This is a genomic window from Serratia myotis, from assembly GCF_027474885.1.
GTDB classification, from domain to species: domain Bacteria; phylum Pseudomonadota; class Gammaproteobacteria; order Enterobacterales; family Enterobacteriaceae; genus Serratia; species Serratia proteamaculans.
Map to the genome: position 1 here is coordinate 1,629,100 of NZ_CP099707.1, position 12,257 is coordinate 1,641,356.

The following is a 12,257-nucleotide window of genomic DNA, read 5'->3' on the forward strand; positions in this document are numbered from 1 at the left end:
CAGCCTGGTTCACTCTTTATTTTTGCTTGGATCCACAGGGTTTATTCAACAGGCTGGGGAATAGTTTTTGCGCCGTTGGGCCATCGGTCACGATACTAAGTGCGGTCACCTTCAGTTCACTGCGTAGCGTAGCGCTGTTCACTGGGATGCCGTTGATCACAGTCACTAATGTTTTGCCGATGTTGTTGCCGGTCGTGGTTGCTGCCAGCCGTTGTGCCGCCTGCGGTTGCAGTTCGACATTCAACTGTACGTTGTCGGGATTAATCGGGTCTTTGAGAATGATGTTTAGCTTGCTGAAATCACAGGCAGAATCAAAGCGCATCTGCACCGGGGAGGCGGCCAGGGTAGAGGTCGCAAAAAACAGCGAGCCGGAAAGAATAATCAAACGGAGTAACGCCATGAGGAGTCCTTCTCGAAAGCGAAAGTAGTCCTTCAATATAGCAGTTACCCGCTGTTTATAAAGGGTAAAAACGCCATTCATTGCCCTGAGTGCCGGCAATGAATGGCGTTTGGATATTAGGCTGTTAACTTACTTAATCGCCATTGCATCACGCATGGTATAGAACAGATCCGTCTGATCGGTTAGCCCAACCACGTTGGCAGCACGTGGGCCGTAGGCGGCAACCCGCAGTTGAGTGCCGGTATGCCCCTGTGAATCCTCTTCCGAATTGCCGTAGCTGATGGTCATCGGTGCGCCATCTTTGGTGGTCAGCGTTTGTGTCAGGCCAGGGGCCTTGGCATCGGTGGCGATAATCTGGCTCGAGTGGGCGTGGTCTGCGGTAACAATCACCAGGGTGTTACCCTCGGCGCGGGCGAATGCCAACGCTTTCTGTACCGCTTCATCCAGGTCAACAGTTTCACCAAACTGGCCGCACGGGTTGGCCGCATGATCCTGTTTGTCGATCGACGCGCCCTCAATCTGCAGGAAGAAGCCGTTTTGGTTGGTTTTCAACAGGTCGATGGCTTTTTCGGTCATTACCGCCAGCGTCGGGATATCGGCCGTGCGTGCCGGGTTGTTTTCGCAGGTTACCGCCGGTTGGTCGATATTGCCGTGATAAGTGGCTTTCGGCCCCTGCCAACGCACCGGCATATTACCGGCGGCAAACAGCCCGAGCAGCGGTTTTTGCTGGTTTGCCACGCTGACGGCGTTCAGTGCATCGAGGTTTTCGACCCATTGATAACCGAGAGCCGTTGCCTGGTCTTTCAGCGATTTTCCCTGCCATTCGCCACTTTTTGCTAACTGATTAAAGGATTTTGCCCCGCCGCCCAAGGTGACGTCGGCGCGCGCCTTGAGCAACTGCTCGCTGATGGAGCCACGGCCGCCGTTTTCCAGCGCGTTGGTGGCGCATTTTTCACTGGTTTCTTCCGGGCCGTAACATTTACGTGAGGTGACGTGGGAAATCTGTGCCGCTGGCGTGGCGTCCTGTAGCTCGGCGGTAGAGACGTTACCGGTGGCTTTGCCTGCCGCCTTGGCGATTTCCAGCAGCGTCGGTTGGTCTTTACCGTTGACGTCCACACCCAGCGCACCGTTATAGGTTTTTACGCCGCTTGACCATGCGGTCGCCGAGGCGGCAGAGTCAGTCACGTAATTCGGTTTGTGGGTTTTCTTATCCAGTGAGTAATGGGTGTATTGGCCGGTCAGCGGCAGGGCATCGATACCTTTAAAATAGCCGCCCGCGCCTTCGGCGTAGTTGCGCGCCGAGGTGATTTCAGAATCGCCCATGCCGTCGCCGATCAGCAAAATCACGTTTTTGACAGTTTTGTCCGACAGCGAAGCTTGCAACGCGGCGGTCTGATCGCCACTCAGACGTCGTGCGCCACCGGGTTCAACGATGTTGCCACGTGCTGCACGTTCGTAAAGGCCTGCGGTATTGACCGGTGTTTCATCGGCGAAGGCGGTGGAACACAATAACGCGGATAAAACGGCGCCGGCGATCAGGGAAAGGGACTGTTGCATAGGGGGAAAGCTCCTTTTCGAAATGCAAAATTATAATTGGCATCAATTTGTTACGAAGGAGAGTAGTGCAGGGGTGTGACAGTTTTATGACGCTGCCGATGGTGAAAAAGGATAGCCGGGCGGCTATCCCAGGGGATCCATTATTCGCTGCGGGCGGGAATATTCAGGCCGCGTTGTACCGCCGGGCGCGCCAGACCGCGCTCCAGCCATTGCCCCACCAGTGGGAAGCTATCGAACTCTACCAGCTCACGCGCTTCGTAGAAGCCGATCAGATTACGGACCCAACCCAGCAGTGAAATATCGGCAATGGTGTAATCCTGACCCATGATCCAGTCACGGCCTTCAAGCCGGGTTTCCAGCACGCCGAGCAGGCGTTTGGATTCATTCTTATAGCGTTCCAGCGGACGTTTGTCCTCATATTCGCGACCGGCGAATCGGTGGAAGAAGCCGAGCTGGCCAAACATTGGGCCAACCGCCGCCATCTGGAAAAACACCCACTGGATGGTTTCATAACGTAGAGCGGGATCTTGCGGCAGGAACTTACCGCTTTTCTCCGCCAGATACAGCAAGATAGCGCCGGATTCAAACAGCGCCAGTGGTTTACCGCCGGGGCCATTAGGATCGATGATCGATGGGATCTTGCCGTTCGGGTTCAGCGACAGAAACTCCGGCGTCCAGGTTTCGTTCTTGCCGATATCGATCAGGTGCGGTTCATAAGCCAGGCCAATTTCTTCCAGCATAATGGATACTTTTACGCCGTTGGGCGTAGGCAGAGAGTAAAGCTGTAGCCTTTCCGGGTGCTGTGCGGGCCAGCGTTTGACGATCGGGAATTGGGTTTGGCTGAGCATGAAGAATCCTCGGGTTGACGGTTTGCCTATTGAGTATTGCAGCAAAACTAACGCGGCGCAGGGTTAAAGCGTGAGACCAAAATGTGCTGTCAGCGCTTTTTTACCGGTGGCGGTGAGCTGCAGTTCACGAGTTTCAAGCTGACGGCGGATCCAGCCGCGATCGATAAAAACGTTGAGCACCGCGGCACCCAGAGCGCCGCCAAGGTGAGCCTTGCGTTCGCTCCAGTCCAGACAGCCACAGGCGAAGCGCCGCCGTGAAAGCGCCGCCGAACAGTCGATGCCCAGCCGGGTTAAGGCAGTGCGGCCAGCGTCCGTTAACCGGTAGTCTTCATCCCCCTCCAGCCAGGCTACTTGATGCAACCGGTCATGCAATTTTACCGCGACTTCTCCGGCCATATGGTCATAACAGGTGCGGGCGAATTGCAATGAGGTTGGGGTAGTGCTTTTTACTACCGGCCTTTCAACGCCGGCCAGCGCCATCAATGTTTCCAGCGCGGCGGCCACCGCCGGCCCGGTCAGGCGGAAATAGCGATAGCGGCCCTGTTTGACGCAGACAATCAGCCGTTGTTCCTGCAGGCGTGCCAGGTGCCCGCTGGCGGTAGAGGCTGCGACGTCCACCGCCGCACTCAGTTCGGTCGCGGTATAGGCACGGCCATCCATCAGCAGGCACAGCATGCGCGCCCGGCTGCGGTCGGCAATGGCGGCGGTCAGTGCCGCCAGACGATCTTCAATATCGATGTTATTCATACTTCGAGATTAGACGAAGTATGGCTGCCAGGCTAGCGCTAGGATGGGTTTTCACACTGGTTCGGTTCAACGGAGAACACTATGACAGTTTGTCCCTATTCCCGTGCGCTTGCTGCCGTGACTTCTGACGATCCGCTTGCTGACTATATGCCGATGGCGCCGATGGCATTTCAAGCGGACTTGCAGAGTTGGGTAGCCGTTTCTCCTGTGGTGGTGCGGGAGGTTTTGCACAATATTGACTTTGGGGTACGTCCTGCAACTGAACCTGTCCCCGCGGCCTTATTGAACACGCCAGCACAGCCCATTTTCGGTGCTCTGGTACGAATGCAGGAGGGTGAACAACAGCTCAGGCTCAAAGAGGCCATTCTGCAGACGTTAACTGCCTTTAACCCAAACCGGGTCCGGCAAACTGCATTAAGCGTGGCGCGAGAGTTAATGCCTTCCATGCAGGACGCAAAGCAGATCACCCGCTTTAACTATGCCCTGCCAGTGTGCGTTATTGCTGCACTGCTGGGTGTCCCTGCGGATGAGTGGTCGGAGTTAGTCGATGACATTCTGGCTTTTTCCCGCTGCATTGCTCCGGGGGGGAGTGAGCAACAGGTAGAGCGGGGGATCCTGGCCGTGGAGCGTTTAACGGCACGCCTGGAAGATTGTCGTGGCCCGTTATGGCTGAGTTTGCAGCATTCATGTGCGATACAAGGTCTTGACTGTCAGGTGGCAATGGCCAATGCCATTGGCTTGATGTTTCAGGCTTGTGAAGGGACTGCCGGCCTGATCGGGCAGGCGTTGTTATTGATGCACAACCACCAGGGAAGCGCGCTGGAACTGATTGAAACAGTCTTGTCCGACACCCCCTCGATTCAGAACACCCGCCGCTTTGCTTTGCGGGATACGCAGATTGCCGGCCACCCGGTGTTGGCTGGGCAGAGCGTCCTGATGTTGTTGTGCACGGGTGACGAAAGTTTTGCTTTCGGTGAGGGGGCGCATCGCTGTCCGGGTGCGGACTGGGCGAAAATGATCGCGCGTTGTGGTATCGAGCATTTATCCGCCTTGGGTATTGATCTGCAACTGCTGAACAATGTGCGCTGGCGGGCTTCGCAAAACGCGCGTGTGCCTGAATTTACCGCTGACAGGAGCTTATTATGATCGCCGTTATTTTTGAACTGCAGGCCGCCGACGGCCAGCGTGAAACCTATCTAGATTTGGCGGCTGAGCTGAAGCCGTTGCTGGCGGAGATTGACGGGTTTATTTCCATTGAGCGCTTCCAAAGCCTGGCCGATCCACAGCGGTTGCTGTCGCTTTCTTTTTGGCGTGATGAAGCGGCGGTGCAGCAATGGCGCAATATCGAAAAGCACCGTGCTGCGCAGACGCGTGGCCGTCATGGCGTGCTGGCGCAGTATCGCCTGCGTGTGGCGGAAGTGGTACGCGACTACGGGCTGGATCAGCGGGAACAGGCACCGCAGGACAGCCGTGGTTATCACGTCGATTGACAACTCTTGGGGTTTATCTTATTGATATCTGATGAACAGAAATCGTTTTTCATTCGTGCAGATTATTATCACCATTCATAGAGTGGTGGGATAGCGCGTCTGTTTTAAGCGAAAACCCGCCAGTCAGGCGGGTTTAGCACTCCCTCCTGTTGGCAACATCCCCTGGAGGAACCCATGAAAAATCATCTCCCTACCGTGTTGCATTTGATGTGCGGTAAAGCCGGTTCAGGCAAATCGACGTTAGCGCACAGCCTTGCGCAGCAACCTCAAACGCTGTTGCTGGTTGAAGATAGCTGGCTGAAAACGCTGTATGGACAACAGATGGCGACTTTGCAGGATTATGTTCACTACTCAGCCCGGCTACGCGAGGCGTTGAGTGAGCATGTTGTGCAACTGCTGGGTCATGGCCTGTCTGTGGTGCTGGATTTTCCGATGAATACGCCGGACCGGCGGCTGTGGGCACGACAATTAGCCGAGTTGGCTGGCGTTGGCCACTGCCTGCATTTTATCGATGTCAGTGATGCATTATGTAAAAGCCGGATAAAACTCAGAAATGAGCAAGGCGACCATCCCTTTACGCTAAGCGAGGAGGCTTTCGATCTGCTCACTCAGTACTTTGTCGTCCCTACTGAAGAGGAGCGTTTGACCATTGTCCGGTATGCCTGAGTATCCGGAATAAGGCAGGCCCTGATTCGGGCGCTGCCTCATTATTTGTCATTTGTCGATTAGAAAGGCTCGGTTGGCAGGTATTTACCGTCGAGGGTGATCACCGCACGTTCGCCACCGTCTGGATCCGGCACTTTTTTGATATCCAGTTTGAAGTTAATCGCGCTGATGATGCCGTCGCCAAACTGCTCATGCACCAGGGCTTTCAGCGTGGAGCCGTAGATTTGCACCATTTCGTAGAAGCGATAAATGGTCGGGTCGGTCGGTACGCCGCCGGGAATGCTGCCGCGTAGCGGAATGGTTTGCAGCAGGCGAATGGCGTCTTCGTCCAGATCCAGTTTTGCTGCCACCACACGGGCGGCTTGCTCCGGCAGCGGATGCTGGCCCAGCAGGGCGGCGGTGACGAACGCCAGGCTTAGCCCGGTGCCCTGGTTAATCGCTTCGAAGGTCAGGTTTTTGCGGATCTTGGCCATCATAATGGTGTCGGTCAGGGTTTCGCGTGGGGATGAGTAGTGCAGTGACTGGGTCATATTGTTTCCTTAAGGAATGAAATTAAAAACGGGCTACGGCAGGGGTTGCCGTAACTTCAGGATTCGTGGCCAGCGGAATAAAACGACGGGTTTCGCCATCCAGCGCTTCAATGCCGCCGCTGGCGATGTCATAAACCCAACCGTGTAGTTTCAATCGCCCTTGTTCAAGCGCCACTGCTACGGAAGGGTGAGTTTTGATATTGGTTAACTGTGCGATGACGTTCTCGCGCACCATCGAACTGACCCGCCCGGCCTCGGTGGCATGCTGATAAGCCTGATTGACCGCCTTGGCTGAATCGGCATAGCGCAGCCAGTTAGCCACGGTGGACATATGTTCCAGGCACTGGCAGGTGGCGATGGCGGTCATCGCGCCGCAGTCGGAATGCCCGCAAATCACGATATCTTCAACCCCGAGCGCGGCGACGGCATATTCCACCGACGCGGATACGCCACCGGGTTCCGGGCCGAACGAAGGCACGATATTGCCGGCATTGCGGATCACAAACAGATCGCCCGGTTCACGCTGGGTAATCAGTTCCGGGACCAGGCGGCTGTCGGAACAGGAGATAAACAGGGTTCGAGGGTTCTGCTGGGTAGCCAGCCGCTGGAACAAGGCCGTACGCTCGACAAACGCCTCGCGCTGGAACTTCAGAAAACCTTCGATAACTTCTTTCATACTGCCTCCATCTGGTTGCTGTTAAGCGATGGATGCATCATGCGCCGCTCTGGCTATAGGGTCTAAGACCCATTTATAATGGTAGCCATAGGAATTACCAATAATAGAGGCGTTATGCTGCTGCGACATATCCGTTATTTTCTGGCCGTTGCCGAACAGGGCAACTTCACCCGTGCTGCCGAAGCGCTGCACGTCTCGCAGCCAACGCTGTCGCAGCAAATCAAACAGCTGGAGGAAACGCTGGGCACACCGCTGTTTGATCGTAGTGGCCGAACGGTGCGGCTGACCGACGCCGGTGTTGCCTGGATGCGCTATGCCCAACTGGCACTGCAGGATCTGGATGCCGGTGCGCGGGCAATCCATGACGTGGCAACGCTGGAGCGTGGCAACCTGCGGTTGGCGATGACGCCGACCTTTACCGCCTATCTGGTGGGCCCGGTGATTGATGCCTTTTATCGGCGTTATCCGGGGGTAACCTTGAGTATTCACGAGATGACACAGGACAGGATTGAGGCGCTGTTGGCGGAGGATCGGTTGGATCTGGGTATTGCTTTCGGTCAGGCGCAGTTGACGGATATCGAGGCCGAGGATTTGTTTCGCGAGTCGCTGAATATGGTGGTGGGCAGCAATCACCCTTTGGCCCAACGGTTTGAACCCTTGACGGCGCAGGCGTTTGAGCAACAGCCGCTGGCGCTGTTGAGTGAGGATTTTGCCACTCGTCAGTTTATCGACGACTATTGCCGGCAGCAGGGGATCCGGCCACGGGTCGTGGTGGAGGCCAATGCGATTGGTGCCATCATTGAGATGGTACGCCGTGGCTCGCTTGCCACGGTGCTGCCGGCGGCGATTACCCAGGCAAATCCGCAGTTGCGAGTGGTGCCACTTGTCGCCGCCATGCCCGCGCGCCGGGCGGTATTGCTACAGCGTAAAGATGCCTATCGCAGCGCAGCGTCACGGGCGCTTGTAGAGGTTTTGCATCAGCAGGACTGGACATCGGCACATTCCAACCCGGTATAAAACCGGTTGAATAGGGAGACTTTTATGAAAATGATTTTTCGCGTTGTGACTTTGCTGGTTGTTTCTTTCTGTTCCCTCAACGCTTATGCCGCTGAACAAAGCAGTGAAGAGACAGAGAATGTTTTATCCAGGGTTAACAATTTCTCTTTGGGAATGAATGGGTTTGTTGGCATTGGCAGCGTTGGCGAAACCGAGTTAATAAAAATCCTAACCTACCAGGATGCGGGGGCCGTTTTCTTGCGTATTGCCAATAACCCGCAGGCAACGCCAGAAGCTAAACTTTATGCTGCCTGTGGTTTAAAAAAGCTTAATAACAACGATGGCGAACCCAGGTTTACCCAAGAGTGGGATAAAGAAGTTTCAGTATTGAAAGGGGATGTTTTAAGGAAAGAAAAGTTTAAAGATATCTATTTCAGTATCTTAAAACATGGGTGCTGGTGAGTATATTAACCTCCCTTTAACCCGCCGGATGAGATTTACTGCATCCGACCTCATGGCACCGCGTATTGCCTGGCTTCCCCTGCCAGCGCATCATTGCTCAAATTGTCACCGAAACTTCCCGCGATCTCTTATCCCCGTTATGGCATAATGCGCGCCAAATCACATTCCTAATGATATGAAGAGCGAGCGCTGTGTTAAGCACTAACAACATTACTATGCAGTTTGGCAGTAAGCCGCTGTTTGAAAACATCTCTGTTAAATTTGGTGGCGGTAACCGCTATGGTTTGATCGGGGCTAACGGCTGCGGCAAATCCACCTTTATGAAAATCCTGGGCGGCGACCTGGCATCGAGCGGCGGCAACGTGTTCCTCGATCCGAACGAGCGTCTGGGTAAACTGCGTCAGGATCAGTTCGCTTTTGAGCAATACAGCGTGCTGGACACCGTCATCATGGGCCACCATGAGCTGTGGGCAGTGAAGGAAGAGCGTGACCGTATTTACGCTATGGCCGAAATGAGCGAAGAAGACGGCTATAAAGTGGCCGATCTGGAAGTCGCTTACGGCGAGATGGACGGTTACACCGCCGAAGCACGTGCCGGCGAGCTGCTGCTCGGCGTAGGCATCCCGGTTGAACAGCATTATGGCCCGATGAGCGAAATCGCACCGGGCTTCAAACTGCGCGTATTGCTGGCGCAGGCGCTGTTCTCCGATCCAGAAATCCTGTTGCTCGACGAACCAACCAACAACCTGGACATCGATACCATTCGCTGGCTGGAGCAGGTGCTGAACGAGCGTAACAGCACCATGGTTATCATTTCGCACGACCGTCACTTCCTGAACATGGTGTGTACGCACATGGCGGATTTGGACTACGGCGAACTGCGCGTGTATCCGGGCAACTATGACGAATACATGACGGCGGCAACCCAGTCGCGTGAACGTCTGATGGCGGATAACGCCAAGAAAAAGGCACAGATTAACGAACTGCAGTCGTTCGTTAGCCGCTTCAGCGCCAACGCCTCCAAATCCAAACAGGCGACTTCACGTGCCCGCCAGATCGACAAGATCCAGCTGGAAGAAGTGAAGGCTTCAAGCCGTCAGAACCCGTTCATCCGTTTCGACCAGGACAAAAAACTGTTCCGTAACGCGCTGGAAGTGGAAGCACTGACCAAAGGCTTCGACAACGGCCCGTTGTTCAGCAAACTCAACCTGATGGTTGAAGTGGGCGAGAAAGTCGCGGTGCTGGGCCCGAACGGTGTTGGTAAGTCGACCCTGCTGAAAGCGTTGGTTGGCGATGCTCAACCGGACAGCGGCAGCGTGAAATGGTCTGAAAACGCCAAGATCGGTTACTACGCTCAGGATCACGAATACGAATTCGATGACACCCTGACGGTATTCGATTGGATGAGCCAGTGGAAGCAGGAAAAAGACGACGAGCAGGCAGTTCGCAGCGTGCTGGGTCGTTTGCTGTTCAGCCAGGACGACATCAAGAAGAAAGTGAAGGTGTTGTCAGGGGGTGAGAAGGGCCGCATGTTATTCGGCAAGCTGATGATGCAGCGTCCTAATATCCTGATTATGGATGAACCAACCAACCACCTGGATATGGAATCCATCGAGTCGTTGAACATGGCGTTGGAAATGTATGAAGGCACCCTGATCTTCGTTTCCCACGACCGTGAGTTCGTTAGCTCGCTGGCGACCCGCGTACTGGAAATGACACCGACCAAGGTGATCGACTTTACCGGCAACTACGAAGACTATCTGCGTAGCCAGGGTATCGTCTAACTCTCTGGTAGGGGCGCGTTATACGCGCCCGCAAAAATAACCAGTGATAATCGAAGGCGGGAGCACTCTCGCCTTTTTTGTGTCTGCTATTCCCCGCCACACACCTCGCACTGCGGATTTTTCGACAGCTTCATTTCACGAAATTGCATCGTCATGGCATCAAACATCAGCAGTTTACCGGTGAGTGGCTGGCCGTATTGCGTCAGCAGTTTGATGGCCTCCATGGCTTGCAAGGTGCCGATGGTGCCCACCAGCGGGGCCATTACACCGGCTTCGACACAGGTCAGGGCGTTATCGCCGAATAACCGACTCAGGCAACGGTAGCAAGGTTCATCAGGCTGGTAGGTGAAAACGCTCAGCTGCCCCTCCATACGGATCGCCGCGCCGGACACCAGCGGTTTACGCTGCGCATGGCACAGGCGATTCAGCAGGTCGCGCGTTGCTACGTTGTCGGTACAGTCCAGCACCAGATCGCAGGCGGCAATCTGTGCCGCCATCTGAGAGTCGTCCAACTGCCCGTCAACGGCGTCAATGTGGATATGCGGATTGATGGCGCTCAGTTCGATACGCGCCGATTCCACTTTCGCCATGCCAACGCGTGCGTCGCGGTGCAGGATCTGGCGTTGCAGGTTGGAGAGCGAAACGGTGTCGAAATCAACCAGCGTCAGGTGACCGACGCCCGCCGCAGCCAAATAGGGCGCGGCGGCGCAACCCAATCCACCGAGGCCGACAATCAGTACCCGTGCGGCCTTCAGCTTTTCCTGGCCGTCGAAGTCGAAGCCGCGCAGGATAATCTGGCGGTTGTAGCGCAGCGCTTCGGCATCGGTTAATTCCGGCAGCATGTTCAGCTCCTCAGTAGGGTGTTGAAGGGCTCAATGTCCACCATTTCACCCACCGCCACTGAGCCGCGGTCGCGCTCCAGCACGATAAAGCAGTTGCCCTGGCTGAACGAGCTGAAGACGTGCGAGCCCTGATGACCGGTGCTACTCACTTCCAACTCACCCTGGGCGTTGCTGGTAAATACGCCGCGCTGGAAATCGAGACGGCCCGGTGCTTTCTTCAAGGGAGTTAATGCGCGCGCTTGCAGACGCGGTGGCAACTGCCAGTCGCTGTAACCGGCCAGCTTTGCCAACAGCGGTTGCACCAGTTGGTAGAAGGTCAGGGCGGCGGAAACCGGGTTGCCCGGCAGGCCGCAGAACCAGGCGTGTTTCAGTTTGCCGAAGGCAAAGGGCTTACCCGGTTTGATTGCCAGCTTCCAGAAGCTGACTTCGCCCAGTTCGTCCAGCATCTGCTTGGTGTAGTCGGCTTCACCGACCGAGACGCCACCGCTGCTGATCACCACGTCGGCCTGGCTGTCCGCCTGTTCGAAGGCGGCACGCAGGGCGTTTTGGTCATCACGAATAATGCCCAGATCGATCACCTCGCAGCCCAGTTGCTCCAGCATCAGGCGCACCGCAAAGCGGTTGGTATCGTAGATTTGACCTGCCTGCAGCGGTTGACCGACCGGTTGTAACTCGTCACCGGTGGAGAACACCGCGACTTTCAGTTTGCGCATCACCTGGACTTCGGCGACGCCGAGCGAGGCCAGCAACGGCAACTGTGCCGCGCCCAACCTGACGCCAGCGGGTAACACCCCGGCACCCAGGCGAATATCTTCCCCCGCCAGACGGATATTTTGCCCGGCTTGCACTTCGGCCGTGAAGCGTACTCCGGCATCACTCACCTCGGCCTGCTCCTGCATGATCACCGCTTCGGCGCCGACAGGGATAGGGGCGCCGGTCATAATGCGCACGCAGGTGTTGGCTGGCCAGTCACCATTGAATGGCGCACCGGCAAAGGCTTTGCCCGCCACGGGCAGCGGGGCATTGGCCTGCAAATCGGCGAGGCGCACGGCGTAACCGTCCATCGCCGAATTGGCAAACGGGGGCACGTCAATAGGGGAAATCACCGCTGCGGCTGTAATACGGCCGGCGGCGGCGGTCAGGGCAATGGATTCGGTCTGCTGCAGGGGAGAGAGCTGGCTGAGCATCTTCTCCAGCGCCTGCTCCAGGGAAATGAGATCGGAAGTATGGCAATGATCCATTGAGAGAACTCCGTAATC

The 12,257-nt window shown here is 55.9% G+C and carries 14 protein-coding genes; 6 read left to right on the forward strand and 8 right to left on the reverse strand.

Annotated elements, in window-relative coordinates; translation table 11 throughout:
* Positions 1–16 precede the first annotated feature (16 nt).
* From NHG65_RS07685 to NHG65_RS07700, 4 genes are all read right to left on the reverse strand, one after another.
* Complete coding sequence (locus NHG65_RS07685) at positions 17–400, reverse strand: hypothetical protein (protein ID WP_499183132.1); 384 nt, start codon at positions 398–400, stop codon at positions 17–19.
* A gap of 129 nt (positions 401–529) precedes the next feature.
* Positions 530–1,957, reverse strand: a complete 1,428-nt coding sequence (gene phoA, locus NHG65_RS07690) for an alkaline phosphatase (protein WP_099064087.1) — start codon at positions 1,955–1,957, stop codon at positions 530–532.
* Positions 1,958–2,097: 140 nt separating this feature from the next.
* Positions 2,098–2,805, reverse strand: coding sequence for a glutathione S-transferase N-terminal domain-containing protein (locus tag NHG65_RS07695; protein WP_207975763.1), 708 nt, complete (start codon positions 2,803–2,805; stop codon positions 2,098–2,100).
* Positions 2,806–2,868: 63 nt separating this feature from the next.
* Positions 2,869–3,552 carry an ArsR/SmtB family transcription factor gene (locus NHG65_RS07700; RefSeq protein WP_099064089.1) on the reverse strand — a complete coding sequence of 228 codons (684 nt, stop codon included), beginning with the start codon at positions 3,550–3,552 and terminating at the stop codon, positions 2,869–2,871.
* Between the two features lie 81 nt (positions 3,553–3,633).
* Here NHG65_RS07700 and NHG65_RS07705 point away from each other — a divergent pair, with 81 nt between their 5' ends.
* From NHG65_RS07705 to NHG65_RS07715, 3 genes are all read left to right on the forward strand, one after another.
* Positions 3,634–4,698 carry a cytochrome P450 gene (locus NHG65_RS07705; protein ID WP_499183133.1) on the forward strand — a complete coding sequence of 355 codons (1,065 nt, stop codon included), beginning with the start codon at positions 3,634–3,636 and terminating at the stop codon, positions 4,696–4,698.
* Positions 4,695–5,042, forward strand: coding sequence for an antibiotic biosynthesis monooxygenase family protein (locus NHG65_RS07710; protein WP_085115906.1), 348 nt, complete (start codon positions 4,695–4,697; stop codon positions 5,040–5,042). Before NHG65_RS07705 ends, NHG65_RS07710 begins: the two co-directional genes overlap by 4 nt.
* A gap of 174 nt (positions 5,043–5,216) precedes the next feature.
* Positions 5,217–5,708 carry a P-loop nucleotide/nucleoside kinase family protein gene (locus NHG65_RS07715; protein WP_207975759.1) on the forward strand — a complete coding sequence of 164 codons (492 nt, stop codon included), beginning with the start codon at positions 5,217–5,219 and terminating at the stop codon, positions 5,706–5,708.
* Between the two features lie 59 nt (positions 5,709–5,767).
* On the opposite strand, the gene cynS is transcribed toward NHG65_RS07715, so the two are convergent.
* Together cynS and NHG65_RS07725 are read right to left on the reverse strand one after the other, a co-directional pair.
* Complete coding sequence (gene cynS / locus NHG65_RS07720; RefSeq protein ID WP_499183134.1) at positions 5,768–6,238, reverse strand: cyanase; 471 nt, start codon at positions 6,236–6,238, stop codon at positions 5,768–5,770.
* Between the two features lie 22 nt (positions 6,239–6,260).
* Positions 6,261–6,914 (reverse strand): carbonic anhydrase, encoded by a 654-nt coding sequence (locus tag NHG65_RS07725; protein ID WP_499183135.1) that lies wholly within the window; start codon positions 6,912–6,914, stop codon positions 6,261–6,263.
* A gap of 114 nt (positions 6,915–7,028) precedes the next feature.
* On the opposite strand from NHG65_RS07725, the gene cynR reads away from it, so the two are divergent.
* The 3 genes from cynR to NHG65_RS07740 all read left to right on the forward strand — a co-directional run bounded on the left by cynR (position 7,029) and on the right by NHG65_RS07740 (position 10,156).
* Positions 7,029–7,931, forward strand: a complete 903-nt coding sequence (gene cynR / locus NHG65_RS07730) for a transcriptional regulator CynR (protein ID WP_261427031.1) — start codon at positions 7,029–7,031, stop codon at positions 7,929–7,931.
* 24 nt (positions 7,932–7,955) lie between these two features.
* Positions 7,956–8,372, forward strand: a complete 417-nt coding sequence (mchS3, locus tag NHG65_RS07735) for an MchS3 family protein (RefSeq protein ID WP_099064095.1) — start codon at positions 7,956–7,958, stop codon at positions 8,370–8,372.
* 191 nt (positions 8,373–8,563) lie between these two features.
* Complete coding sequence (locus NHG65_RS07740; RefSeq protein ID WP_099064096.1) at positions 8,564–10,156, forward strand: ABC-F family ATPase; 1,593 nt, start codon at positions 8,564–8,566, stop codon at positions 10,154–10,156.
* Between the two features lie 86 nt (positions 10,157–10,242).
* On the opposite strand, the gene moeB is transcribed toward NHG65_RS07740, so the two are convergent.
* Together moeB and moeA are read right to left on the reverse strand one after the other, a co-directional pair.
* Positions 10,243–10,998, reverse strand: coding sequence for a molybdopterin-synthase adenylyltransferase MoeB (moeB, locus tag NHG65_RS07745; protein WP_499183136.1), 756 nt, complete (start codon positions 10,996–10,998; stop codon positions 10,243–10,245).
* A 2-nt stretch (positions 10,999–11,000) separates the two neighbouring features.
* Positions 11,001–12,239 carry a molybdopterin molybdotransferase MoeA gene (gene moeA / locus NHG65_RS07750; protein ID WP_499183137.1) on the reverse strand — a complete coding sequence of 413 codons (1,239 nt, stop codon included), beginning with the start codon at positions 12,237–12,239 and terminating at the stop codon, positions 11,001–11,003.
* Positions 12,240–12,257 lie beyond the last annotated feature (18 nt).